At 61.4% G+C, this 23,682-nt stretch carries 23 protein-coding genes; 12 read left to right on the top strand and 11 right to left on the bottom strand.

Going from position 1 to position 23,682, the window contains the following annotated elements; all coding sequences use genetic code 11:
* Positions 1-855 precede the first annotated feature (855 nt).
* From rpsT to AC4PTT_RS19140, 6 genes are all read right to left on the bottom strand, one after another.
* Complete coding sequence (rpsT, locus tag AC4PTT_RS19165) at positions 856-1,122, bottom strand: 30S ribosomal protein S20 (RefSeq protein WP_113153839.1); 267 nt, start codon at positions 1,120-1,122, stop codon at positions 856-858.
* Between the two features lie 224 nt (positions 1,123-1,346).
* On the bottom strand, positions 1,347-2,120 hold the full coding sequence (locus AC4PTT_RS19160; RefSeq protein ID WP_113153840.1) for an enoyl-CoA hydratase: 774 nt from the start codon (positions 2,118-2,120) through the stop codon (positions 1,347-1,349).
* A 33-nt stretch (positions 2,121-2,153) separates the two neighbouring features.
* On the bottom strand, positions 2,154-3,050 hold the full coding sequence (gene mutM / locus AC4PTT_RS19155) for a bifunctional DNA-formamidopyrimidine glycosylase/DNA-(apurinic or apyrimidinic site) lyase (RefSeq protein WP_206544370.1): 897 nt from the start codon (positions 3,048-3,050) through the stop codon (positions 2,154-2,156).
* A gap of 266 nt (positions 3,051-3,316) precedes the next feature.
* Complete coding sequence (locus AC4PTT_RS19150; RefSeq protein WP_432515789.1) at positions 3,317-3,946, bottom strand: TadE/TadG family type IV pilus assembly protein; 630 nt, start codon at positions 3,944-3,946, stop codon at positions 3,317-3,319.
* A 38-nt stretch (positions 3,947-3,984) separates the two neighbouring features.
* Entirely contained in the window at positions 3,985-4,533 is a 549-nt protein-coding gene (locus tag AC4PTT_RS19145; RefSeq protein ID WP_492161885.1) for a TadE/TadG family type IV pilus assembly protein, read from the bottom strand.
* Between the two features lie 145 nt (positions 4,534-4,678).
* A complete protein-coding gene (locus tag AC4PTT_RS19140) occupies positions 4,679-5,050 on the bottom strand; it encodes a pilus assembly protein N-terminal domain-containing protein (protein WP_224873353.1) in 372 nt (123 codons plus the stop codon).
* 395 nt (positions 5,051-5,445) lie between these two features.
* Here AC4PTT_RS19140 and AC4PTT_RS19135 point away from each other — a divergent pair, with 395 nt between their 5' ends.
* The 9 genes from AC4PTT_RS19135 to AC4PTT_RS19095 all read left to right on the top strand — a co-directional run bounded on the left by AC4PTT_RS19135 (position 5,446) and on the right by AC4PTT_RS19095 (position 14,547).
* Positions 5,446-5,622 carry a Flp family type IVb pilin gene (locus AC4PTT_RS19135; protein ID WP_206553421.1) on the top strand — a complete coding sequence of 59 codons (177 nt, stop codon included), beginning with the start codon at positions 5,446-5,448 and terminating at the stop codon, positions 5,620-5,622.
* Between the two features lie 157 nt (positions 5,623-5,779).
* Positions 5,780-6,301, top strand: coding sequence for an A24 family peptidase (locus AC4PTT_RS19130; RefSeq protein ID WP_492161884.1), 522 nt, complete (start codon positions 5,780-5,782; stop codon positions 6,299-6,301).
* A gap of 201 nt (positions 6,302-6,502) precedes the next feature.
* On the top strand, positions 6,503-7,318 hold the full coding sequence (gene cpaB, locus AC4PTT_RS19125; protein ID WP_206544375.1) for a Flp pilus assembly protein CpaB: 816 nt from the start codon (positions 6,503-6,505) through the stop codon (positions 7,316-7,318).
* A 62-nt stretch (positions 7,319-7,380) separates the two neighbouring features.
* Positions 7,381-8,910: a type II and III secretion system protein family protein gene (locus tag AC4PTT_RS19120; protein WP_206994460.1), complete on the top strand. Its 1,530-nt coding sequence runs from the start codon at positions 7,381-7,383 to the stop codon at positions 8,908-8,910.
* A gap of 29 nt (positions 8,911-8,939) precedes the next feature.
* Entirely contained in the window at positions 8,940-9,668 is a 729-nt protein-coding gene (locus tag AC4PTT_RS19115) for a CpaD family pilus assembly protein (RefSeq protein WP_492161883.1), read from the top strand.
* A gap of 20 nt (positions 9,669-9,688) precedes the next feature.
* Entirely contained in the window at positions 9,689-10,966 is a 1,278-nt protein-coding gene (locus AC4PTT_RS19110; RefSeq protein WP_206553426.1) for a CpaE/TadZ family protein, read from the top strand.
* 106 nt (positions 10,967-11,072) lie between these two features.
* Positions 11,073-12,497, top strand: a complete 1,425-nt coding sequence (locus tag AC4PTT_RS19105) for a TadA family conjugal transfer-associated ATPase (protein WP_222474219.1) — start codon at positions 11,073-11,075, stop codon at positions 12,495-12,497.
* Between the two features lie 43 nt (positions 12,498-12,540).
* Positions 12,541-13,554 carry a type II secretion system F family protein gene (locus AC4PTT_RS19100; protein WP_492161882.1) on the top strand — a complete coding sequence of 338 codons (1,014 nt, stop codon included), beginning with the start codon at positions 12,541-12,543 and terminating at the stop codon, positions 13,552-13,554.
* Positions 13,555-13,557: 3 nt separating this feature from the next.
* Positions 13,558-14,547: a type II secretion system F family protein gene (locus AC4PTT_RS19095; protein WP_206544381.1), complete on the top strand. Its 990-nt coding sequence runs from the start codon at positions 13,558-13,560 to the stop codon at positions 14,545-14,547.
* A gap of 75 nt (positions 14,548-14,622) precedes the next feature.
* Here AC4PTT_RS19095 and AC4PTT_RS19090 read toward each other — a convergent pair whose 3' ends face one another.
* Positions 14,623-15,447 carry a tetratricopeptide repeat protein gene (locus tag AC4PTT_RS19090; protein ID WP_206544382.1) on the bottom strand — a complete coding sequence of 275 codons (825 nt, stop codon included), beginning with the start codon at positions 15,445-15,447 and terminating at the stop codon, positions 14,623-14,625.
* Positions 15,448-15,568: 121 nt separating this feature from the next.
* Between AC4PTT_RS19090 and AC4PTT_RS19085 the strand changes: the two genes are divergently transcribed.
* The 3 genes from AC4PTT_RS19085 to AC4PTT_RS19075 all read left to right on the top strand — a co-directional run bounded on the left by AC4PTT_RS19085 (position 15,569) and on the right by AC4PTT_RS19075 (position 18,309).
* Positions 15,569-16,942, top strand: coding sequence for a leucyl aminopeptidase family protein (locus AC4PTT_RS19085; RefSeq protein WP_492161881.1), 1,374 nt, complete (start codon positions 15,569-15,571; stop codon positions 16,940-16,942).
* A gap of 150 nt (positions 16,943-17,092) precedes the next feature.
* Positions 17,093-17,443 carry a MarR family winged helix-turn-helix transcriptional regulator gene (locus AC4PTT_RS19080; protein ID WP_492161880.1) on the top strand — a complete coding sequence of 117 codons (351 nt, stop codon included), beginning with the start codon at positions 17,093-17,095 and terminating at the stop codon, positions 17,441-17,443.
* Positions 17,440-18,309 carry a C40 family peptidase gene (locus AC4PTT_RS19075; RefSeq protein WP_492161879.1) on the top strand — a complete coding sequence of 290 codons (870 nt, stop codon included), beginning with the start codon at positions 17,440-17,442 and terminating at the stop codon, positions 18,307-18,309. The genes AC4PTT_RS19080 and AC4PTT_RS19075 overlap by 4 nt, the downstream gene beginning before the upstream one ends.
* Positions 18,310-18,814: 505 nt before the next feature.
* Here AC4PTT_RS19075 and AC4PTT_RS19070 read toward each other — a convergent pair.
* Genes AC4PTT_RS19070 through AC4PTT_RS19055 form a run of 4 tightly spaced genes read right to left on the bottom strand, consistent with a single transcriptional unit; the run spans position 18,815 to position 23,673 of the window.
* Positions 18,815-19,765, bottom strand: coding sequence for a 2-hydroxyacid dehydrogenase (locus tag AC4PTT_RS19070; RefSeq protein ID WP_492161878.1), 951 nt, complete (start codon positions 19,763-19,765; stop codon positions 18,815-18,817).
* A gap of 16 nt (positions 19,766-19,781) precedes the next feature.
* On the bottom strand, positions 19,782-21,413 hold the full coding sequence (locus AC4PTT_RS19065) for an ABC transporter ATP-binding protein (protein ID WP_206544386.1): 1,632 nt from the start codon (positions 21,411-21,413) through the stop codon (positions 19,782-19,784).
* Positions 21,410-22,561, bottom strand: a complete 1,152-nt coding sequence (locus AC4PTT_RS19060) for an ABC transporter permease (RefSeq protein ID WP_113153855.1) — start codon at positions 22,559-22,561, stop codon at positions 21,410-21,412. The genes AC4PTT_RS19065 and AC4PTT_RS19060 overlap by 4 nt, the downstream gene beginning before the upstream one ends.
* Positions 22,561-23,673, bottom strand: a complete 1,113-nt coding sequence (locus tag AC4PTT_RS19055) for a microcin C ABC transporter permease YejB (RefSeq protein WP_113153856.1) — start codon at positions 23,671-23,673, stop codon at positions 22,561-22,563. The genes AC4PTT_RS19060 and AC4PTT_RS19055 overlap by 1 nt, the downstream gene beginning before the upstream one ends.
* Positions 23,674-23,682: the final 9 nt, after the last annotated feature.

Genomic DNA, 23,682 nt, shown 5'->3' with positions numbered 1-23,682 from the left:
TCCTTGTGTCCCTGTCGCTTTGAGTGGTGTTTTTACGGAAGAGCCCACCTGAGTTAATTGCCCCTGCTCATTCCGTATCTTTTTGATTGGGTGTTTGTTCCAGTCAGTGTTGCTCGTCTGACTTTCGGCCCCAAACGCTCCTTTTGCTTTCTACAGACGTAAACTGCAGTTCCAATTAATGTGCGCAGCCACCGGATGATAAAATCGCCGGCGGCAGCATAGCCTTGCGCTCGCTTGAGCAAGTGGCGCGGATGCGCCTCGATCGGTCCCCGACAGACAAGCGGGCAGGGCTGTTTCGAGAGCGCACGAAGCCCCTGCGCAGAATCGGGATTCCGCGTTTCAGTAGGTGCCGATTTGGGCTTAAATTCGTTGGGCTCTGTCCGCCCTCTCGATGGCCTGACATTACCGAAATCCTTGTGGAAAGGGCAAGGGCGAGACTGCCGCTTTTTTGTCGAATCTGCTCTTGTTTCCCGCGCTGAAATCGGCATCGCCCAAGGGGTGTGGCGATAAGCTGTTTGGATTCAAGAGCCTTTTTCATTTGCCGCGTGACCGAGTCGGGGCGGAAAAAAATCTCAAAAAATAACTTGACATTTCAGGGTCTCTCCGGCGTCGGGGATGACATGGATAACCTGTGGATAAAGGTTTGTAAAGCACTGAAATAAAAGGGGAATATCGAATGACGACCGTTGGATGGCGTTCGGTATGTGACGGCTTTGCACGATTCCCGGCCGTCTTCCTTCAAGAAAAGAAAAAGGCCGGTCTCAAACGTCGGTGACGTGCTGAGAGCCAACCTTTTGATGGGCAAAGAAAAACCCGGCACATGGCCGGGTTTCTCAGGAATATCTAAGCGATATATCAGGCGCTAAGCGATTTCACGCGCGCGGCAAGGCGGGACACTTTCCGCGATGCCGTGTTGCGGTGAAGGACGCCCTTGCCGGCAGCGCGCATCAGCTCGGGCTGTGCTGCCTTGAAGGCGGTTTCCGCTGCAGCCTTGTCGCCAGCGGCCAGCGCTTCTTCGACCTTGCGAACGAAGCTGCGCACGCGCGAGCGACGGTTCTTGTTAACCGCAGTACGGCGAGCAATCTTGCGAACCGCCTTCTTGGCCGAAGTCGTGTTGGCCATGTTTCCTCTCTCGTCTCTACAGATTTTGCCGCGAAGTCTCTCGCGGACGCAAAACAAAAAGGGCAGCCGCAGGGCCACCACAGTCGTGGCGGCTTATAGTAGAGCTTTCGGGCAACGTCAACGCCTATTGCCCTTCAAACCGCCCCGGACTGCATGTCTGCGGCCAACCGGCCGCCTCAGGTGCGGTTCCGCAGCATTGCCGCGGAACCTGATGGCCGCACTTCTCAGCGATTCTTGAAGTTCGCGGAGCGCTTTTCGGTGAACGCCGACATGCCTTCCTTCTGGTCGTCCAGGGCAAACATGGCGTGGAACACGCGCCGTTCGAACCGCAGGCCTTCGGCAAGCGTCGTCTCGTAGGCGCGGTTGACGGCTTCCTTGGTCATCATCACGGCCGGAAGCGAGAAATCGGCGATCTTGTCGGCGGCCTTGAGCGCCTCCTCGATCAACTCGCCCGGCGGAACCACGCGCGACACGAGGCCGGAGCGCTCCGCCTCGGCGGCGTCCATCATGCGGCCGGTCAGGCACATATCCATCGCCTTGGACTTGCCGACAAAGCGGGTGAGCCGCTGAGAGCCGCCCATGCCGGGCATGACGCCGAGCGTGATCTCGGGCTGGCCGAACTTTGCGTTGTCCGCCGCGATGATGAAATCGCACATCATGGCCAGCTCGCAACCGCCGCCGAGCGCATAGCCCGAAACCGCCGCAATGACCGGCTTGCGCACGCGCGTCAGCCCTTCCCAGCCGGCAAAGAGGTCTTCCAGATAGGCGTCGACATAGTTCTTCGAGGCCATTTCCTTGATGTCGGCGCCGGCGGCAAAGGCCTTCTCCGAACCGGTGAGCACGATGGCGCCAACGCGCGGGTTCTCGTCAAAGGCTTTAGCCGCTGCGACGACTTCCTCGAGCACCTTCGAGTTCAGGGCGTTGAGCGCTTTGGGGCGGTTCAGCGTGATCAATCCCACGCGCTCCCGCGTTTCCACCAGGATCGTTTCATAGGCCATGGTCTGTTTTCCTCTCCGTGTTCGTGAAAAGAGCTAGCGCTGGCAGGACGGGCAGAAGAATGTGGAGCGCCCGGCCTGAACGATCCGCCGGACCGTGCCGCCGCATTCTTCGCGCTGGCAGGGTTGTCCCTCCCGGTCATAGACCTTGAAGGCGTGCTGGAAATATCCAAGCGAGCCATCCGCCTTCACATAGTCGCGCAATGATGAGCCGCCGGCTGCAATCGCCTCGGCAATGACCGCGCGAATGGCAGTGGCGAGCCGCTCGCACCGCTCAGACGTTCCGCGCTTCGAAACAATGGACGCGGCTGTGCGCCTTGGCGAGAGCCGGGCGCGCCACAGCGCCTCGCACACATAGATGTTGCCCAGCCCGGCGATGATGCGTTGATCGAGCAGTGCCGCTTTCAGGGACGTTTTCTTTCCGCGCAGGCGTTCCGCCAGTTCCGCACCGTCCAGCGCATTGCCCGTCGGTTCGATCCCGAGTCCGGCCAGAAGCGGGTGACTGTCGAGCCGTCCATCGTCATGTAAGAGCATGAAGCCGAAACGGCGCGGGTCGTTGTAGACGACGCGAATATTGCGCCCGTCGACGCCTTTCAGGTGGAAAACGGCATGATCGTGTTTCTCGGCCTTCGAGCGTTCATGATGAAACTTGCCGGGGGCGGGGTGTTCCTCTTCCTCATCCTGATCGACGCGGAACGAGCCGGACATGCCGAGATGGCAAAGCACCACGTCGGAGGTTTCCAGGTGGATGAGCAGGTACTTTGCGCGACGGCCAAGAGCGATGATCTCCTGACCGGCGAGACGCTTGTTGAAATCCGGCGGAAACGGAAAACGCAGGTTCGGACGGCGCAGCTCGACGGAATCGATATGCGCCCCCTCCATGACCGGCTGCAGCCCACGGCGGACCGTTTCGACCTCTGGCAATTCAGGCATGTGTGGAATGCTCGCTGAAGAAGTATGGGCTCTGATGCCGGGCACGCGGCTGAGGGAGCGGTATCCTGCAAGCGCCGTAAAGCGTTGAACCGCCCCGCAGGAGGCAGTTCACGCCGGTCGAGCCGGAGCTTTCATGAATGAAAAGGAATGCGCGCGCCATGCCCGGTTCTCATTGCTCCCGTTCACCAAGACATAGAAGGGTGGCCGGGGCTTTGCAATCGGACAGAACATCGCCCTTTGGCGATGATAAGCGGGCAGGCGCGTCTTCAGCAGTCCGAGCAGGGAATGGAGCTGCTCATGCGTGGGCGCAGATAGTAGCGCTCGCTCATCTGCAGATTGTCGAGACCCGCCATCGCGGTGATGCCGAGCGACTTCTGACCATTGCTCGACCAGGTGATGATCGGCTTATAACCAAGCGATGTGGTCGCCCATATATAGAACGCGCCCTTTTTCATGAGTTCCTGGGGGATCGTGGTGATGCTGCCCTTGGGCAGGCCAGGCCCGGTGGAGCCGTTCTTCAGCTCACGCGACCAGACGACCCTCACCTCCGGTGTGTCTTCATCGGTCACCTCGATCGCGGTCAGGGTGATGTTTGGCTCGGAGCGGTTGTAAGGTTTTAGGATCGCGCCGCCGATCTTCATGATCGCATCGGCCTCACTCGGCGTGATCGAAGGCTGCTGGGCTGCCAGATCGCCGATCATGCTGGCGGCGCGGCTTATCTTCTTGTTGGCGTTGATCGCCTGACCGAATTCCAGGGTCAGGAAATACATGGCGAACAGGATCGGCGCGACGATCGCGAATTCGATGGCCGCCACGCCGCGTCTGTCGCGCAGGAAGTCGCGTATTGCAATCATGAGCCCCATCCTGCCGCCGTCCGTCTTCTGGTGGTGTTTCATCTCGGTTTCCCCGCGCCTCTGCCAGAGTTTCGACTGCATCAGAATGGCTCGTTCTGCCAGGTGCTGGTCGAGTAGAGCAGCATCTTCCCGTCCGGCAGCCGCTCGGCCAGAATGTTGGTCACCACGGGCCAGTGGTAGAAGACGCGCAGCATGTTTTTGGACAGTGCCGGCCCCAGATCGACCTTTGTGTTGATCGAGCCGTCATCATTGAGGGCGAGCGCCGCCTTGGCGGCTTCCTCGAATGTGTCGAACTGGCGAAGATCGACTTCAAGGCCGGGACAGGTGTTCGACATGAGGATGGAGATGCGATCGCAGATCAGCTGGCGGAGCTTGGTCTCGTCGAGCGTTGCACGCTGCTCCTGTCCTGTCCGGAAAAGCCGCGCCACGTCATCGGTCGCGTTGGTCAGCAATTGCTGCGCTGCAAAGGCGATGCTGGATTCCAGGATCACGAAGATCAGAAAGAAGAAGGGTATGCCGAGAAAGGCGAACTCGATGGCCGTCGCGCCTTCATCGTTCTTGATGAAGCGCCTTAAGACGCGGCGTCCCAGACGCGCTCCGATACCGTTCTGCTTTTTCCGCTCGCCCATTTCCGGCCCCTGAGGTGAAAACCCAACGGGACGAACATTAGCGCGTTCAGGTTGCATTCCGGTTTTGACGACCAGTCGAATTGAAGCGCAAGGTTTCAGGTTTTGTAAACCATGCGCCTGCCGCTTTTCGAAAAGCGGGGAGGTGCTACTGGCTGGAGTTCAGCTCGGCTTCGGAAAGGCGTTCGGCCTCGGTCTTGTAGGCGCTCTCGCAATAGGGCGTGCAGGACAGCGTCTGCACATTGGCGCGGCGATAGATGCGAACCGAATCCACGGTCTGCCGGCTGACCACCACCTGCTCGTCAACGACGGGTTGCCCGTCAATGTCGAGCACGACGAGGTTGGTCACGCCGAAGCCCTTGCCGGTGAGAACGATCGTGGTGGCGTCCTGCACGGCGGCGTCCGCAATTTCCGGGTTGCCGATGACGATCGTGTCGGCAGGGCGGGCCAGCTTCACGATCTTCGCCTGGTTCATCACCACTTCGATGGAGGATGTGTCTGCGAGGGTTGTGGCTGGCATCGCGACCAGTCCCGCAAGCAGTGCGACCGATTTCAAGGCCATTCCGGATTTCGAAAATGCGTGGCGCATCGCCCTGCTCCCCAAGTCAAGCTGAAGAGACCATGAACCATATTGGTGAACCAAGGGTTAAGTACGCCGCCCCGTGGTTGCAGAACCGGTCGCAGAAGGCCGTCCCGTGCGGGTATATATATAATGTCACAAAACGGCCCTGGGTTGCGTATGTGTGATTATACAACTGTTAACCATTGAGGGTGCTTTGGGGCAGCAAGGTTTTGGTAAGGCTGTTTCTTAAGCTGGTTGAAAGAGCTCCTTCGTATGTTCTGCACATCCGATCAACACACGAAAAAACGTTGACGGTCTTGCTGAACAAAAACGCGGAAGAGGAGTTTTACAAAATGGCTAATCTGTTTGCACGTTTCCTGAAGGACGAGTCCGGCGCAACCGCAATCGAATACGGTCTGCTGGCAGCGCTCATCGCTCTCGGCATCATCGCTGGCGCAACCACGATCGGTTCGCAGATCGGCGCGACCTTCACGACCATCGGTGACGACCTGACCGCAGCCAACCAGTAATGGCTGATACTTTCGGGAGATAGTCTCCCAAAAAGAAAACCGCCTCTCGCAAGGGAGGCGGTTTTTTTGTTTCTGGAACCGCGCCACAGGCGCGTGCGCATTTCACCAAGTCTTAAGCCCGCTCGCGCAGAATGCTCAAAAATCGGGGCAAGGTCATATGCTTGAAGCGGCAATTTTCGTCATATTTCCATTCTGCATGGTGTTTGCGGCGGTCTCGGACATTCTCTCCATGACCATCGCCAATCGTGTTTCGCTGATCCTTCTGGCGGCCTTTGCTGTTATTGCGCCTTTCACGGGCATGGACTGGGCGCAGTTCGGTCTCCACATGGCCGCTGGTGCGCTGGTGCTGAGCGTCACATTCGTTCTGTTCGCGGTTGGCGGCATGGGGGGCGGGGATGCGAAGCTGATGGCGGCCACCGCCGTATGGTTTGGGCTGAGTGTGGCGCTCGTCCAGTATCTTGTCTTCGCGGCGATCTTCGGCGGCGTCCTGACGCTGGCGCTTGTCTATTTCAGGAATTCGCCCCTGGCTCACTATGCCGGAGGCAATGCGCTTCTGCAGCATCTGGCCAATGGCAAGGCCGGCATTCCCTATGGCATCGCGCTTGGGATTGCGGGGCTGGTCTCCTATCCGGAAACACCGATCATGCAGTGGGCTCTTGCCCGTCTCGCAGGCGGTTAGTCCTTCGCCTCACGGCTTTGACGGATATGCAGATACCCTGGTGTTTCACCGGGGTATTTTTTTGGGGAGCGAAGCGGCATCCGACGACCGGTCAACACTAAATTAATAACGTCTGTAAGCTTCACGTTAACCATAATTTGACGATTGGAAGCCCATTCTCCGCTTCACGCAAGGTAAGTCCGAGCACGAGGGGCGGAAGTCATGAGCAAATCCCGGATCGTCATTTTGGGTGTGGCCGTACTGGCTGCTCTCGGCGCCGGATATGTGGCCAAAAACCTGACAGCGCCGCAACCGCAGCAGCCGGCCGTGCAGGCCAGCGTGCCGGAACCGACGGTGGATCTCGTCGATGTGCTGGTCATTGGCCAGGACGTTCCCATGGGCTCGGAACTGGGCAGCGGGCTGAACTGGCAGTCCTGGCCCAGAGAGAACATCAACGCCAACATGATCGTTCGTGACCAGAGCCCCGAGGCTCTGGACGAACTGCGCAACTCCATCGCCCGCGTAAACCTCTACACGGGTGAGCCGCTGCGGCGTTCCAAGCTGATCGGCGAAGGCATGAGCTTCATGTCGGCAATTCTGCCATCGGGAAAGCGCGCCGTCGCCACGCAGATCGCGGCCGACACGTCGGCTGGTGGTTTCATTCTGCCCAATGATTTCGTTGACGTGATCATGACCCGGAGGGCCGAGGACAAGGATTCGGCCAATGGCTTCATCACCGAGACCATCCTCAAGAACATCAAGATCCTCGCCATCGACCAGACCATTCAGGAAGATGAGGAAGGCCGCCGCGTGAAGGTCGGTGAGACCGCCACGCTGGAGCTCACGCCGGAGCAGGCAGAAATCATCACCGTGGCGCAGCAGATGGCCGACCGCCTTACGCTTTCGCTGAGGGCAATTACCGACACCGGCGAAGAGGCGGACGCCAGCGGCGCTTACCTCGTGTCCGGTCGGGGCCGTGGCAACAGTGTCCGCCTGATCAAGTCGGGTGAAGTGACCGAAGTGGGGACCCGGAAATGATCAGGCGCGCCAGCAGGGGAACTTCCGTGAAAAATACGGGCGTTAAAAAAACGGGGCGGATTATGGGCACAAAATCACGACTGACCGCACGTGTTCTTCTGGGCTGCGCCGCAGCGCTGTCCCTGCAGATCGCCATGCCCGCGAGCGAGGCATATGCGGCGCAGAACACGGTCAAGACGAGGAGCAGCAGCGCCACCCAGCGCATTAAGCTCGGCCTCAACAAGTCGCTGGTGCTGGACCTGCCAAGCGACGCCTATGACATTCTCGTCGCCAATCCGTCCGTTGCAGACGCCGTCACGCGTACCGCGCGCCGGATCTATCTGTTCGGCAAACAGGTGGGCGAAACGAACATCTTCGTCTTCGGAGCGAATGGCGAGCAGATCGCCAGCCTCGACGTTGCGGTCGAGCGCGATGTCGCGGGTCTGGAAGACTATCTGAAACGCTTCATCCCGAACTCCGACATCGATGTCGAACTCATCAACGACAATGTGGTGCTGACCGGAACGGTCGAGACGCCACTCGATGCATCGCGCGCCGCACAGCTGGCGCAGATCTTCGTGACCGGCGGTGAAGCGACAACGGGGCAGTATTCACAGAGCGCCGCCGCGCCGACCGATGGTGGCGGTGTCGCCATCAACAACCCGGACAAACAGCGTCAACAAAGCCGCATCGTCAACATGCTGCAGATCATCGGCGAGGACCAGGTCACGCTCAAGGTGACGGTCGCCGAGGTCAGCCGCTCCGTCATGAAGCAGCTCGGCGTGAACATGATCGGCTCCGGCAATGTCGACGGCATCACATGGGGAGCGATCAGTGACAATTTCGCCGGTCTGGGCAAGTCGCTGTCGCACAGTGGCTTCTCTGTCGGCGGCTCGCTGATTGACGCTTATGTCAACGCGATGGAACAGGCAGGTGTCATGAAGACACTGGCCGAACCGGCGCTGACGGCCGTGTCCGGCGAGAAGGCGACGTTCCGGGTCGGCGGCGAGTTCAATCTCGTCAAGGGTGTGAGTTCCGCAGTTTCAGATGAGAACAAGACAGGCGAGACGACGTATGACATTCAGAAAGTCGAATACGGTATCGGCCTTGAGTTCCTGCCGACGGTTCTCTCTGCCGGCCGGATCAGCCTGAAAATCAGGACACAGGTTTCCGAACCCACCACACAGGGCTCGGTTGCGCTTTCTCAGGGCATCCGGTCGAAGGGAACGAACATCATTTCCATCCGCAAGCGACTGGCCGACACCACTGTCGAGTTACCGTCGGGCGGTTCGATGATGATTGCCGGCCTGGTGCAGGACGATGTGCGTCAGGCGTTCACCGGTGTGCCAGGCCTCTCAAAAGTGCCGGTGCTTGGCGCGCTGTTCCGCAGTCGCGACTTCGTGCGCAACGAGACCGAACTGGTGATCATCGTCACGCCTTATCTGTCGAAGCCCACGGCGCGCACCGCGCTTGCCAAGCCGGATGACAATTTCACGCCGGCCAGCGATGGCGCGGGCATGTTCCTGGGGCGGGTGAACCGCGTCTACGGAACCATGAAAACCGATCTGCCCAATGGCCGCTACCACGGCGTTGTCGGCTACATCTACAAGTGAGCGGGGAGAAGGCCATGTCGGGGGTGGTCATGATGAAACGTGAGACTGGAAATACCGCACGGCTTAAAACGACCGGTGCTGTCCTCCTCATCGGCGCTGCCGCCCTGCTGGCTGGCTGTGCCGCGAAGCGGGACTCGGTGATTGTGGGCTCCATTCCGGATGACTACCGCACCAACCACCCGATCGTGATCTCCGAGAAGGATCAGAAGATCGATTTGCCGGTCGCTGTCTCGGCCAAAAGCATGACGCGTGGCCAGGCCGGCACGCTCGCCGGCTTCATGAGCGGTTATGACCGGCGGTCCGGCGGCACGGTCACGGTGCTGGTTCCGACCGGCTCCGTCAATGAGCGCGGGGCGTCCAACATCGCTTCCCAGATTACGCGGCAGCTGCAGAAGCATGGCGTGCCGCCCGAGAACATTGCGGTCGTTTCCTACCGGGCGCCATCGGCAGATACTGCGCCGCCGATCCGCGTGTCCTATCCCGCGATCAGGGCTTCCACCAACCAGTGCGGCCGGTGGCCAGAGGACATTCTCGACACCACGGATAACAAGCATTACGCAAATTTCGGCTGTTCCTATCAGAACAATCTCGCCGCGCAGGTGGCCAATCCCAACGATTTCCTCGGTCCACGTCAGCAGACGCCGATTGATGCGGAAAACCGGATGGGTGTGATCGACAAGTATCGTGGTTCGGAGAGCAATTACGAAGCCGGCAAGGTTTCCAAGGAATTCCGCGGCAACCGAGAAGTCCAGTACTAGGCGGGGGCAAGAGGCATAAAATGAGCAATCTGGCCTATGAAACGGATCACGACGCATACACTGTGGATGCGCCCGATCCCAATTTGCAGTCTCTTCGCCCGATCCCGAGGATCTCGATCCAGGCGTTCTGCGACACCGAGAGCGTGTCCAATCCGATCGAACGGGCCGGTGAGGATCGCCGCATGGCGAAAACACATCTCAAGGTCCACATGGGGGGCGTTGCGACTGCGGTGGAGTTCTACCAGACGGCGGCAACGCCGAACCTGGTGATCGTGGAATCTTCCGCCGAGCCGCGCGAAATGCTCGCCTCGCTGGAGCAGCTTGCCGAAGTCTGCGACCCGAGCACCAAGGTCATCATTGTCGGGCACTACAATGATGTGTGGCTCTATCGTGAGCTGATGCGCGCCGGCATCTCGGAATATGTGGTCGCGCCGATCTCGATGGCGGACATTGTGAGCGTCATCGCCAATATCTTTGTCGATCCGACGGCGGAGCCGCTTGGGCATTCCATTGCGTTTGTGGGAGCCAAGGGTGGCGTCGGCTCGTCCACCATCGCGCACAATGTGGCCTGGGCCATTTCCAACCTGTTCGAGAACGAGGTTGTGGTGGCCGACATGGATCTGCCTTTCGGCACGGCCAACATCAATTTCGATCAGGACCCGCCGCAGGGCATCGCCGAAGCCGTGTTCTCGCCAGAACGGATTGACGAGGTCTATCTCGACCGCCTTCTGTCGCAGTGCGCCGAGCGTCTCTCGCTTCTGGCGGCGCCGTCGACACTCGACCGGGTCTATGATTTCGATCCGGAGGCATTTGCCCAGATCATCGACACCACGCAGCGCACCGCGCCGGTTCTGATCCTGGATGTGCCTCATGTGTGGAATGGCTGGACGAGAACGACACTCGCGCAGGCCGATGAGGTGGTCATCACGGCGACGCCGGATCTGGCCAATCTGCGCAACACGAAAAACCTGATCGACACGCTGAAGCAGTTGCGCCCGAACGACAAGCCGCCGGTGCTTCTGCTCAATCAGGCGGGTATTCCCAAACGTCCTGAAATCTCGCTGGAAGATTTCGCCGAGCCGCTCGGCGTGACCCCGGCGGCGACGATCATGTTCGAGCCGCAGCTGTTCGGCAACGCGGCAAACAACGGGCGCATGCTCGGCGAGATGGACGCCAAGAACCCGATCGTGGAAACGATCAACGAGCTGGCCCATGTGCTGACCGGCCGTCGCGAGGTGAAGCCGCAGAAGAAGAGCGGCCTGTCCAGCATTCTGGAACGGCTGAAACGCAAAAGCTGATACGGATTGGTAGCGTCAGATGTTCGGAAAGAGAGGGGCCGGCGTCCCGCATTCTGCAACGCCGCATATTGAGATCCCGAAACCCGTTTCGGGTGATGCGGCTGTCATGACGCCGGAGCGCCCGGAAGCACCACGGGCCTCCAAACCCGATCTTCCGCCATCCGCCGCCACGGCCAGGCCGCGTCAGGAGCCTGCCCGGACCGAGAAACCTTCATCGGCAAAGCCGGCCTCGTCGACACGCACGCGCAGCGAAGCCTATTACGACACGAAGAGCCAGGTTTTCTCGGCGCTGATCGAGACCATTGACCTCTCGCAGCTCGCCAATCTCGATCCGGACAGTGCGCGTGAGGAAATCCGCGACATCGTCAACGACATCATTGCGATCAAGAATTTCGCGATGTCGATCTCCGAGCAGGAAGAGCTGCTTGAGGATATCTGTAACGATGTGCTCGGTTATGGCCCGCTTGAGCCGCTTCTCGCGCGCGACGACATCGCCGACATCATGGTGAATGGCGCGGAGAGCGTCTATATCGAAGTGAACGGCAAGGTCGAGCAGACCGGCGTGCGCTTCCGCGACAACCAGCAGCTTCTCAACATCTGTCAGCGCATCGTGAGCCAGGTCGGCCGCCGTGTGGACGAGTCGAGCCCGATCTGTGATGCGCGTCTGCCGGACGGTTCGCGTGTCAACGTCATCGCGCCGCCGCTGGCCATTGATGGCGCATCGCTCACCATCCGCAAGTTCAAGAAGGACAAGCTGACGCTCGATCAGCTGGTCCGTTTCGGCGCGATTTCGCCGGAAGGCGCCGAACTCCTCAAGATCATCGGCCGCGTCCGCTGCAACATCCTGATCTCCGGCGGCACGGGTTCAGGCAAGACGACGCTGCTCAACTGTCTGACGAATTTCATCGACGCCGATGAGCGCATCATCACCTGTGAGGACTCCGCCGAGCTTCAGCTTCAGCAGCCGCATGTGGTCCGGCTTGAAACCCGCCCGCCCAATCTGGAAGGGGAGGGCGAGGTGACGATGCGCGATCTGGTGCGCAACTGTCTGCGCATGCGTCCCGAACGCATCATCGTCGGCGAGGTCCGTGGCTCCGAGGTTTTCGACCTTTTGCAGGCCATGAACACCGGTCACGACGGTTCCATGGGAACCATCCACGCCAACAACCCACGTGAATGCCTGAACCGTATCGAATCCATGGTGGCCATGGGCGGATTCACGCTGCCGCAGCGCACCGTGCGCGAGATCGTCGTCGGTTCGGTGGACGTGATCATTCAGGCGAGCCGCCTGCGCGATGGTTCGCGCCGCATCACGCACATCACCGAGGTGATTGGCATGGAAGGCGATGTGATCATCACGCAGGATCTGATGCTCTACGACATGAAGGGCGAGGACGCGAACGGCAAGATCATCGGCGATCATGTCTCGACCGGCATCGCCCGCCCGCATTTCTGGGACCGCGCCCGCTATTACGGCGAGGAGCAGCGTCTCGCGACGGCCCTGGAGGGCATGGAAAGGAAGACTGGCTGACATGATCACAGCTTCCGATTTCTCAGGCGGCAGGGGGTAGGCGATGTTCGGCCTGGACATGACCATGATCGCCTTCATTCTGCTGGCCGGAGGCAGCGCCGGGGCGGTGGCCTATGCGCTGATGTTCAACAACATCGCCAGCGAAAAGAAGGTCGACCGCCGGCTTGAAACGGTCAAGAAGGCGCAGACTGACCAGTCCGCGATCAAGGCATCGCGGGATCGCGTCGCCGAAGTGGCGAAGCGGCGCAAATCCATTCAGGATTCGCTGAAGGAACTCGACGACCGGCAGAAAAAGCGCGACAGCAAGGTTCGCAAGCCGCCGCTGAAAATGCAGCTGAAACAGGCCGGCATGGAGATCACGCCGGAGCGCTTTCATGTCGTCTCGGGCATCAGTGGCGTGGTTCTCACGCTCATTGCCTTCATCGTCGGCGTTCCGCTTCTGGTCCTGCCCGGCATTCTGATCGTCGGTGTGCTCGGGCTTCCACGCTGGTTCGTCGCCTTCAAGCGGCGCAGCCGCGTGAAAGCCTTCCTCAACGAGTTCCCGAACGCGCTCGATGTGATCGTGCGTGCGGTCAAATCCGGTCTGCCCATCAATGACGGTATTCGCCTGATCGCCAGTGAATCGCAGGAGCCGGTCCGCACGGAGTTCCGGCGCATCGTTGAGGCCCAGCAGATGGGCATCTCAACGCCGGAAGCCTGCCTGCGCATGGGGGAGACCATGCCCTGCCCTGAAGCGAATTTCTTCGGCATCGTGATCCAGATTCAGGCTCAGGCGGGCGGCAATCTTTCCGAAGCGCTGGCCAACCTTTCGCGGGTGTTGCGCAATCGAAAGAAGATGAAAGCAAAGGTGCAGGCGCTTTCCATGGAAGCCAAGGCATCCGCAGTGATCATCGGCGCCCTGCCGTTTGTCGTTGCGTTCCTGGTCTATCTCACAAGCCCGACCTACATCACCCCGCTCTTCACGACGAGCACCGGCCACCTGATCCTCGGCTTCTCGGGGCTCTGGATGACAATCGGCATTATCGTGATGCGGAACATGATCAACTTCGAGGTTTAGGCAATGCCCGCAGACGCCATTGGAAGTATTATCGATCCAAGCTTCCTGATCGCGATACTGGTTGCGGTCGCGGTTTTTGCGACCGTGTTCACCCTTTTGCCTGCCTTTGGCGGGGACCCGCTCAAATCGCGCATGAAGAATGTGGCGCTGGAGCGCGAGGAACTGCGCGCCCGCCAGCGCGCCCGTCTCGCGGCTGAAGCTGACCAGCGCCGCCGGGGCCTGCGCGAAAAGCAGTCCGTGGGCATGCGGGCCATCGTCGACAAGCTCGATCTGCGCCGCGCGCTTGCCGACGAGACCACCATGGCCAAGCTTCGCACGGCCGGTTTCCGCGGACAGAACCCGCTTACCAAGTTCCTGTTTTTCCGTGCTACGCTGCCTTTCGCCACGCTGGCGCTGGCAGGCATCTACGTTTTCGGCATGGGAGCGCTTCCGGAACAGCCCTTCTTCGTGAAACTGTTCGTCTGCCTCATCGCCGCCTATGCCGGCTTCTATGCACCCGTGCTCTATGTCAGCAATCTGGCGACCAAGCGCAAAAAGTCGATCCAGCTCGCATGGCCCGACGCGCTGGACCTGATGCTGATCTGCGTTGAGTCTGGCATGTCCACCGAGGCTGCGTTCCGCAGGGTTTCGGACGAGATCGGCGCGCAGTCGGTCGCGCTGGCCGAGGAGCTGGTGCTCACCACTGCCGAACTGTCGTTCCTGCAGGAGCGCCGGCAGGCCTATGAGAATTTCGCTGCGCGCACCGGGCTCGAAACCGTCAAGAGCGTCACACAGGCCCTGATCCAGGCCGAGCGCTACGGTACGCCCGTCAGCCATGCGCTCCGGGTTCTGGCGGATGAGAGCCGCGAAATGCGCATGAACGAGGCGGAGAAGAAAGCGGCTGCGCTGCCGCCGAAGCTCACCGTGCCGATGATCCTCTTCTTCATCCCCGTGCTGTTCGCCGTCATTCTCGGACCGGCAGGCATCCAGATCAAACAGCAGGGGCTGTTCTAGGGCGCCTGCCTTCAAAGCGCTCAAAAATAAAGGCCGCATCAAGCGGCCTTTTTTCGTGTGCGGTGCGCGGCTGGGTCAGTTGCGCTTTTTCTTCTTGTCGGAAAGCTGGCTCCAGGCATTCTGCTGCGAAAGCATGGCGCGCAGATAGGCCACATTGGCCTCTGCCTGATCGGGCGAAAGCTCCTGCCGGGCAAGCTGCTCGGCCTCGCCGAACCGGCCCTGAAGGCCGACCACCAGCGCCAGATTCTGGCGCACGCGGCTGTCTGCGCCGGGGCTCTGCGCCGCCTGACGCATGTAGTGCTCGGCGGATTTGAGATTGCCTTCCAAGAGATAGGACATGCCCATATTGGAAAGGATGGACGGCTCGTTCGGCTGCAGGTTAAGCGCCCGGGTGTAGAGGGCGCGTGCGGCGTCCTTCTGGCCGAGCTGGTCGAGAATCGCACCCTCGGCAGACTGGAGACGCCAGTCCGGATATTCCGGCGTCTGGGCGCGGCGCACGGCGTCGAGCGCCGGCTGTAATTCGCCGGCGGCAGCCAGCGCCTTGCCATAGGCTGCCAGCACCTGGCGATCCTGCGGATGGTCGATGGCGAGCTTGCGCATCACGGCAAGCGACTGATCGGCGCGGCCGGTCATCTGCAGAACCGACGCGTAGCGCAGGGCGGTCGCTTTGTCCTTGGTGTTCTTGGTGTAGGCGCGGCCCAGCGAGTCTGCGGCGCTGCGCAACTGCGGTTCGGTCATGCTGGCCACATTGGTCGCAGCACCTGGCGTGCTTCGGCTGACAGACCCGGTGGTCATCCGGTCCTTGCTGGCGCAGCCGGCGATCGCCGTTGCCATAACGAGCGCCAGGGCCGTCATGGTTATCCTGTTTGCGGTTGCATTCGTGCGCTGTTCGGTAAACATCTGCGCGCGCCCTCCGATTGGCTTCGGCCGCCCTCCGGCCAACTCTCATCAGAGAGCAATATTCTGTTAACCCTAACGGAGCGTTAAAACGCTTCATGAAACGTAAACGTGGAGACAAGAAATGCCCGTCACGCTCCTGAGTTCGAAAGAGGCTACATCGCTGCCGGTCTATGCGGTTGAGACGGATGGCCTCGACAGGTCCGGCGCGCCCGAAGCGGCAATCGCCTGGGCCAGATCGAACGGTTTCACAGGCGCTGCGGGCAAGGTTTTGTCGATCCCGGGTGAGAACGGCGCGCTGGCCGGCGCGTTCTTCGGCCTTGGCAAGCTTGACGCCGCAAACCCGCTTGCTGCCGGTGCGCTGGCGCGTCATCTGCCGGAAGGCGACTGGCATTTCGCGGGCAAACCGGGCGAGCCCGAGCTCGCGGCACTTGGCCTGATGCTCGGCTCCTACACCTTCACGCGCTATGGCAAGAAGCCGCGCAACGCGCTTCGTTTCGCGCTGCCGGAAGGCGTGGATGCCGAGCGCGTCCAGCGTCTTGCCGACGGCAGCTTCCTCGCGCGCGATCTGATCAACACGCCGGCAGGCGACATGGACCCCGACGCGCTGGAAGCGGCAATGCGCACGCTGGCCGACCAGCACGGCGCGGCGATGACCGTCATCGCCGGCGACGATCTCCTCAAGGAAAACCTGCCGATGATCCATGCGGTTGGTCGCGCTGCCGAAGCCGCGCCGCGCCTGCTCGACATGCGCTGGGGGCGGGACGATGCGCCGAAGGTCACGCTCGTTGGCAAGGGCGTGTGCTTTGATACGGGTGGTCTCGACCTCAAGCCCGCCGCCGGCATGCTGCTCATGAAGAAAGACATGGGCGGCGCGGCCAATGTTCTGGGGCTCGCCTCGATGATCATGGCGTCGAAACTCGACATCCGCCTGCGCGTGCTCATCCCGGCGGTGGAAAACGCCGTGGCGGGCAATGCCTTTCGCCCCGGTGATGTGCTGACGAGCCGCAAGGGCCTCACCATCGAAGTCGGCAACACCGATGCCGAGGGCCGGCTGGTGCTGGCCGATGCGCTGACGCTGGCCGATGAGGAAGAGCCGGAACTCCTGATCGACATGGCAACGCTGACGGGCGCCGCGCGCGTGGCGCTCGGGCCGGATGTGCCGCCGTTCTACACCGATGACGAGGCGCTGGCCGGTGCGCTGGCCGAAGCCTCCGAAGCGGTGTCTGATCCGCTCTGGCGCATGCCGCTGTGGAAGCCATACATGCCGCGTCTCGATTCCAAAATCGCAGACATGAACAATGTCTCGCTCGACGGTTTTGCGGGCTCGCCCATTGCCGGCCTGTTTCTGGGGCGCTTCGTGGAGAAGGCGAAGAGCTGGGCGCATTTCGACATTTACGGCTGGAACCCGTCCGACAAGCCCTATTCGGCCATCGGCGGCGAGGCGCAGGGCATTCGCGCCATCGAACGCGTTCTGGCAGACCGTTACGGCAAGTAGGTCAGGTTCAGCGGGGCGAGCGCATGGAGCGCTTGCCTCGGCGCGCCTTTCACGGCATGAATGAAACGGAACCGAAACGGTTTTGTTTCATCGCGAAAGCGCGCTGGCCCGGTGGCCGGCCCGGAAGCCGTCATGAAGGCAGGTCCTGATATGTCCGTTCAGCTGAGGCCAAGCCAGGCGCTGCGTCTGTGGCAGCAGGTCAGCCTCACCGAGGTGCAGGGCAAGGAGCCTGACCTCACAGAGCGCCAGCTTGCGATCCTGCTGACGATCTATCTGGACCCACCGCCGCACACCGTGCGGGGGCTGGCCGAAAAACTGGATGTCTCGAAACCGGTCATCACCCGCGCCATCGATACGATGGGCGCACTGAAACTCGTTTCACGCCACCGCGACCCGAGCGACCGCCGCAATGTCCTGATCAAGCGCACCGTCGAAGGCGCGCTTTTCGTGGAGCGGTTCGGCGATGTGGTGGTGGCCAAAGCTGCGGAGCTACCCCTATGACGACACTCGACCGCCGTCTTCACGCCCACCGGGCGGACCTTGCCGATGCCCGCCTTGAGGGCACGGTGGAAGCGGAGCGTTTCACCGCCGGCACGCCTGCGCGTGTCAGCGCGCCTGTCATCGACGTGCACAGCGCACCGCATACCGATGCCGGCATCGACACCCAGTTCCTCTACGGAGACACGGTGCGTGTTTTCGAGCAGCGCGAAGGCTGGGCCTGGGTGCAGGCCGACCATGACGGCTATGTGGGCTATGTGGACGCCACGTCGCTTGCCACGGATGTGGCAGCGCCCACGCACCGCGTGACCGCGCAGCGCAGTTTCGTCTATCCCGAGCCTGAACTGAAAAAACCGGCTGTCGCCGCCCATAGCCTTGGCGCGGGAGTGAAAGTTGCCGGGATGGTCGAGAACCGCGGCACGCGCTATGCGGTCCTTTCCACGGGCGGGGCGATGTTCGCGGGCCATCTGCGGGTGATCGACGATCATCAGGACGATTACGTCACGGTCGCGGAGAGCTTCCTGCACACGCCCTATCTCTGGGGCGGCACGAGCGGCTTCGGCATTGACTGTTCGGGGCTGGTGCAGACATCCATGCGCATGACCGGGCAGACGGTGCTGCGCGATACCGACATGCAGGCCGAGAGCATCGGCGTTCTGATCGAGCCCGGCGAGAATGGCCTTCGGCGCGGCGATCTTGTGTTCTGGAAAGGGCATGTGGCGATCATGCTGGATCACGAGATGATGCTGCACGCCAATGGCAACACCATGACCGTCGCGCGTGAACCGCTGAAAGACGCCATCGAGCGGATCGAGCGGCTGTATGGCCGGCCGACGCATTACCGCCGGCCGGGCGTCTCAGACGATTAGCAATTCCAGGAAAAGCCGAAGCGCTCTGGCCGGATGACGGCTTCCTTCTCCCCGCAAGCGGGGAGAAGGTCCCGGCAGGGGGATGAGGGGCTGACGCGGCGCATGAAAATCTCGCCGTGTTGTGTGGTTCGCCGAACCTGGCGCTCGCCCCTCATCCTCACCTTCTCCCCGCTTGCGGGGAGAAGGGGGCTTCGAAGTCGGCGCCCGGAATTCCGCAAAAGAATGAACTGGAGCGTTTTCGCGCTTCAACGAAAAGCGGAAGCGCTCTGGCCGGATGACGGCTTCCTTCTCCCCGCAAGCGGGGAGAAGGTCCCGGCAGGGGGATGAGGGGCTGATGCGGCGCATGAAAATCCGCCGTATTGTGGAATCGGAGACGTTGGCGCTCGCCCCTCATCCTCACCTTCTCCCCGCTTGCGGGGAGAAGTGGGCTTCGAAGTCGGCACCCGGATTTACGCAAAAGAACGAATTGAAGCGTTTCTGCTATTCAACGAAAAGCGGAAGCGCCTCAGTAACCGGCCTTGCGGTCGACGAGGTTTTTAAGCGGCTCGCCGCGTTCGAACGCATCCATCTGACGCAGCATTGGCGGTGCTAGATGGGCCGGGTCGGATGTGGCCGCAGCATGCGGTGTCACAAAGACGCGCGGATGCTCCCAGAGAGGGCTTTCGGATGCGAGGGGCTCGCTCTCGAACACGTCGAGGCTTGCTTCCTTCAGTACACCGTCTTCCAGCGCGCGCAGAATGTCGGCTTCACGCTGGAGTTTGCCGCGGCCGGCGTTGATAAGGCAGGGGCCGCCGAGCGGCCCATCCTGGCGCAGGCGTGACAGCAGCCCGTAATTCACGATGCCATCGGTCGCAGGCGTGAGCGGCAGAAGCACGACCAGAATGTCGGTGGCGTTCAGGAAAGGCGTGAGGCCATCCTCGCCATGATAGGAGGCGATGCCGTCGATCTCCTTGGGCGTGCGGCTCCAGCCATTCACCGAGAAGCCGAGCGCCAGAAGCGCCTCGGCGGCGCGCGTGCCAAGTTGGCCAAGCCCCATAATGCCCACCGAAACTTCGTTGGCGGGCGGCTGGCGCGGCTCGTGCCAGACCTTCTTCGTCTGCTGCGTGCGATAGAGCGCGCCCTGGCGGTGATGATCGAGCACCCGCCAGTTCACATATTCGCACATATACTGGGTGAGGTTTTCCGCCACCACGCGAACGATCGGCACATCCGGCACCTGATCGTCATTGAAAATGTGGTCCACGCCTGCGCCGATGGAGAAGATCACCTTCAGGTTCGGCAGTTTGGCGAGCACGCCGGGCTGCTGTTTCCAGACCACCGCATAGTCGATGGACGGATCCTCCGCGCCGTCGGGTTCGAGAACGACGTCCCGCTCCTGCGAAAGAAGATCATACCAGCGCTGCGGATTGAAGCCGGTAACAGACAGTAAGACGCGACCGCGCTGCGGTGTGCTCATGGCGTGCCCCTTGGATTTATTCGCTGACCACGCCTCCGGGCGTGGCTTCGATGTTGAACGCGGCTGCGATCAGCGCGCGTGTGTAGTCGGTCTGCGGGGCATCAAAAATCTGCTCCGCCGGACCGGCCTCCACCACCTTGCCGGCGCGCATGACGATCACCTCATTGGCGAGCGCGCGCACCACTTTCAGGTCGTGACTGATAAAGAGATAGGCCAGATTGTGCCGCTTCTGCAAATCGCGCAGGAGATCGACCACCTGCGCCTGAACGCTCATGTCGAGCGCGGAGGTGGGCTCGTCCAGCATCACGAAGCGCGGCTTCAGAACCATGGCGCGGGCGATGGCGATGCGCTGGCGCTGGCCACCGGAGAATTCATGCGGATAACGGAAGCGGGATTCGGGATCGAGGTCCACTTCCTTCAAGACGTCGACGACCATCGCGTCGCGCTCTTCCGCCGAAAGGCCGGGCTGGTGGATGCGCAGGCCTTCCTGAATGATTTCAGCGACAGACATGCGCGGGCTGAGCGAGCCATACGGGTCCTGGAAAACCACCTGCAGCGCATGCCGGTGCGGGCGCATCTGGCGGAAGCTCAGCCTGTCGATTTCCTGTCCGTCAAAGCGGATTTCGCCCTTCGAGGCGATCATGCGGGCAAGCGCCAGACCGAGCGTCGTCTTGCCGGAACCGGACTCGCCCACCACGCCAAGCGTCTGGCCGGCGCGCACCGTGACGTCGACCCCGTCGACGCCCTTGATGTAATCGACCGTGCGGCGCATGAGCCCCTTTTTCACGGGGAACCAGACCTTGATGTCGTCGCCCTGCATCACCGTTTCCGCGTTCGGATCGGCCTTTGGCGGGCGGCCCTTGGGCTCGGCGGCGATGAGATGGCGCGTGTATTCGTGCTGCGGGTTGGTGAAGATCTGCTCCGTCGGCCCGCTTTCCACGATCTTGCCGTCGGTCATCACGCAGACGCGGTCGGCCACCTTCCGCACGATGCCGAGATCATGGGTGATGAACAGCATCGACATGGACTTCTTGCGCCGCAGGTCGGCCAGAAGCTCGAGGATCTGCGCCTGCACCGTCACGTCGAGCGCGGTGGTCGGTTCGTCGGCGATCAGGAGGTCGGGCTCGTTGGCGAGCGCCATGGCGATCATCACGCGCTGGCGCTGGCCGCCGGAAAGCTGATGCGGGAAGGAATCGAGCCGCTTTTCAGGATCGCGGATGCCGACCTGGGTGAGAAGCTCAAGCGTGCGGTCGCGCGCGGCCTTGTCGCCCATGCCGCGATGGAGCTTCAGCGTCTCGCCGATCTGCCGCTCGATCGTGTGCAGCGGGTTGAGCGAGGTCATCGGCTCCTGAAAGATCATGGAGATCTCGTTGCCGCGCACCTTGCGCTGTGTCGCCTCGTCGGCGGCCAGAATGTCGACGCCATTGTAGAAAATCTGGCCGGAAGGGTGGCTGGCAGCCGGGTAGGGCAGAAGCCGCAGAACCGACAGCGCCGAGACCGATTTGCCCGAGCCGGATTCGCCCACCAGCGCAACGGTCTCGCCGCGGCCGATATCGAACGAGATATGGTCGACGGCAAGCGTCTCCTGCGCCCCTTGCGTGAAGGAAACGGAGAGATCGCGGATCGAAAGAAGAGGCTGCTCGCTCATTTGAACGTCTTCCGCGGGTCGAAGGCGTCGCGCACCGCTTCGCCGATGAAGATCAGCAGCGACAGCATGATGGAGAGGCTCAGGAAGCCGGCAATGCCGAGCCACGGGGCGTTCAGATTGCGCTGGCCCTGACGCAGAAGCTCACCCAGCGAGGGAGAGCCCGGCGGCAGGCCGAAGCCGAGGAAGTCGAGCGAAGTCAAGGTTGTGATTGAACCGTTCAGGATGAAGGGCAGGAATGTGAGCGTGGCGACCATGGCGTTCGGCAGAAGATGCCGGAAGATGATCGTCCGGTTGGAAACGCCGAGCGCGCGGGCCGCGCTGACATATTCGAAATTGCGCGCGCGCAGGAACTCGGCACGCACCACGCCGACGAAGGCCACCCAGGAAAACAGAAGCATGATGCCGAGCAGGATGAAGAATCCCGGCGGCAGCACGGCGGCGATGATCAGGATCAGGTAGAGAACCGGAATGGACGACCAGATCTCGATGAAGCGCTGGAACAGAAGGTCCGTCCAGCCGCCGAAATAGCCCTGGATCGCACCGGCGCTGACGCCGATGAGCGCCGAGGCGGCGGTCAGGATGAGACCGAACAGAACCGAGATGCGGAAACCGTAGATCACCCGCGCAAGCACGTCGCGCGCCTGATCGTCGGTGCCGAGCCAGTTCCAGTTTCCGGGTGTGCAGGCGGGGTCATCCACGCCCAGCGGATACCGCTCGCAGCGCACTTCCTTCGTGTACATCCAGGAGGGTTTGGCCGGAGCCGCCTCGGGAATCTCGTTGTTCACCGTGCGATAGGAGTAGCGGATCGGCGGCCAGACCATCCAGCCATTCGCATCGATCTCCTCGGAGATGATCGGATCACGATAGTCCGTCACGGCGAGGAAACCGCCGAACTTCTCCTCGGGATAATCGACCAGAACCGGGTAGAGCACCTCGCCCTTGTAATAGGCGAGGATCGGCTTGTCGTTGGCGAGAAATTCCGCAAACAGCGACAGCACGAAGAGGATCAGGAAGATCCACAGCGACCAGTAGCCACGCCGGTTGGCGCAGAAATTCTGCCAGCGGCGCTTGTTGATCGGCGAAAGCCATGGCCGCGACTGCGGGCGGCGCGCCGTCGCCACCTCGCTTTGCACCTGCACGTCCGACATCACACATCCCTCCGCTCGAAGTCGATGCGCGGATCGATCAGCGTGTAGGTCACGTCGGAAATCAGGCTGATGAGAAGGCCCATGAGCGAGAAGATGTAGAGGTTGGCGAACACCACGGGGTAATCGCGGTCAATGACCGAGCGGAAACCGAGCAGGCCAAGCCCGTCCAGCGAGAAGATGCTCTCGATCAGAAGCGAGCCGGTGAAGAAGGCCGAGATGAACGCGCCCGGAAAACCGGCGATGATGATCAGCATGGCGTTGCGGAACACATGCCCGTAAAGCACCTGCCGTTCCGAAAGCCCCTTGGAGCGCGCGGTGGTCACGTATTGCTTCCGGATTTCGTCAAGGAACGAGTTCTTGGTGAGAAGCGTCGTCGTGGCGAAGGCCGACAGCACCATGGCCGTGAGTGGCAGGGCAAGGTGCCAGAAATAGTCGAGAATGCGCGCCGGCCAGGAAAGGCTTTCCCAATTGTCGGAGGTCAGGCCGCGCAGCGGGAACCAGTCGAAGAAGGAGCCACCGGCAAACAGCACCATCAGCAGGATGGCGAACAGAAAGCCGGGAATGGCGTAGGCGACAATCACCACGCCGCTGGTCCACACGTCGAAGGGCGAGCCGTCCTTCACCGCCTTGCGGATGCCGAGCGGAATGGAAATGCCGTAGGAGATCAGCGTGATCCATAGCCCCAGCGAGATGGAGACGGGCATCTTTTCAAGGATAAGGTCGATCACGGAGATGTCGCGGAAATAGCTCTCGCCGAAGTCGAAGCGGGCATAGTTCCAGATCATCAGGCCAAAGCGTTCGAGCGGCGGCTTGTCGAAGCCGAACTGCTTTTCGAGCGAGGCGATGAATTCCGGGTCGAGGCCCTGTGCGCCGCGATATTTCGAGGTCGCGCCGCTGCTTTCGACCGAGCTGCCGTCAAAGCCCTGATTGCCGAAATCGCCGCCACCGCCGGAGATGCGCGCATCGGCGCCCCCGGCCTGACCGGTGATCTGCGCGATGACCTGTTCCACCGGGCCGCCGGGCGCGAACTGCACGACAATGAAGGAGATGGCCATGATGCCGAGCAGGGTCGGGATCATCAGCAACAGGCGACGGAGAATATACGCGCCCATCAGTCTGCT

Source organism: Nitratireductor sp. WH36-1, assembly GCF_058725515.1.
The sequence above is the reverse complement of the archived record's forward strand: the minus strand, read 5'-3'. Positions and strand labels throughout refer to the sequence as shown.

Bases quoted from the DNA above. Each gene is read 5' to 3' on its own strand.
- rpsT (WP_113153839.1), bottom strand. From the start codon at position 1,122: ATGGCCAACACGACTTCGGCCAAGAAGGCGGTTCGCAAGATTGCTCGC.
- AC4PTT_RS19160 (WP_113153840.1), bottom strand. From the start codon at position 2,120: ATGGCCTATGAAACGATCCTGGTGGAAACGCGGGAGCGCGTGGGATTG.
- mutM (WP_206544370.1), bottom strand. From the start codon at position 3,050: ATGCCTGAATTGCCAGAGGTCGAAACGGTCCGCCGTGGGCTGCAGCCG.
- AC4PTT_RS19150 (WP_432515789.1), bottom strand. From the start codon at position 3,946: ATGAAACACCACCAGAAGACGGACGGCGGCAGGATGGGGCTCATGATT.
- AC4PTT_RS19145 (WP_492161885.1), bottom strand. From the start codon at position 4,533: ATGGGCGAGCGGAAAAAGCAGAACGGTATCGGAGCGCGTCTGGGACGC.
- AC4PTT_RS19140 (WP_224873353.1), bottom strand. From the start codon at position 5,050: ATGCCAGCCACAACCCTCGCAGACACATCCTCCATCGAAGTGGTGATG.
- AC4PTT_RS19135 (WP_206553421.1), top strand. From the start codon at position 5,446: ATGGCTAATCTGTTTGCACGTTTCCTGAAGGACGAGTCCGGCGCAACC.
- AC4PTT_RS19130 (WP_492161884.1), top strand. From the start codon at position 5,780: ATGCTTGAAGCGGCAATTTTCGTCATATTTCCATTCTGCATGGTGTTT.
- cpaB (WP_206544375.1), top strand. From the start codon at position 6,503: ATGAGCAAATCCCGGATCGTCATTTTGGGTGTGGCCGTACTGGCTGCT.
- AC4PTT_RS19120 (WP_206994460.1), top strand. From the start codon at position 7,381: ATGGGCACAAAATCACGACTGACCGCACGTGTTCTTCTGGGCTGCGCC.
- AC4PTT_RS19115 (WP_492161883.1), top strand. From the start codon at position 8,940: ATGATGAAACGTGAGACTGGAAATACCGCACGGCTTAAAACGACCGGT.
- AC4PTT_RS19110 (WP_206553426.1), top strand. From the start codon at position 9,689: ATGAGCAATCTGGCCTATGAAACGGATCACGACGCATACACTGTGGAT.
- AC4PTT_RS19105 (WP_222474219.1), top strand. From the start codon at position 11,073: ATGACGCCGGAGCGCCCGGAAGCACCACGGGCCTCCAAACCCGATCTT.
- AC4PTT_RS19100 (WP_492161882.1), top strand. From the start codon at position 12,541: ATGTTCGGCCTGGACATGACCATGATCGCCTTCATTCTGCTGGCCGGA.
- AC4PTT_RS19095 (WP_206544381.1), top strand. From the start codon at position 13,558: ATGCCCGCAGACGCCATTGGAAGTATTATCGATCCAAGCTTCCTGATC.
- AC4PTT_RS19090 (WP_206544382.1), bottom strand. From the start codon at position 15,447: ATGTTTACCGAACAGCGCACGAATGCAACCGCAAACAGGATAACCATG.
- AC4PTT_RS19085 (WP_492161881.1), top strand. From the start codon at position 15,569: ATGCCCGTCACGCTCCTGAGTTCGAAAGAGGCTACATCGCTGCCGGTC.
- AC4PTT_RS19080 (WP_492161880.1), top strand. From the start codon at position 17,093: ATGTCCGTTCAGCTGAGGCCAAGCCAGGCGCTGCGTCTGTGGCAGCAG.
- AC4PTT_RS19075 (WP_492161879.1), top strand. From the start codon at position 17,440: ATGACGACACTCGACCGCCGTCTTCACGCCCACCGGGCGGACCTTGCC.
- AC4PTT_RS19070 (WP_492161878.1), bottom strand. From the start codon at position 19,765: ATGAGCACACCGCAGCGCGGTCGCGTCTTACTGTCTGTTACCGGCTTC.
- AC4PTT_RS19065 (WP_206544386.1), bottom strand. From the start codon at position 21,413: ATGAGCGAGCAGCCTCTTCTTTCGATCCGCGATCTCTCCGTTTCCTTC.
- AC4PTT_RS19060 (WP_113153855.1), bottom strand. From the start codon at position 22,561: ATGTCGGACGTGCAGGTGCAAAGCGAGGTGGCGACGGCGCGCCGCCCG.
- AC4PTT_RS19055 (WP_113153856.1), bottom strand. From the start codon at position 23,673: ATGGGCGCGTATATTCTCCGTCGCCTGTTGCTGATGATCCCGACCCTG.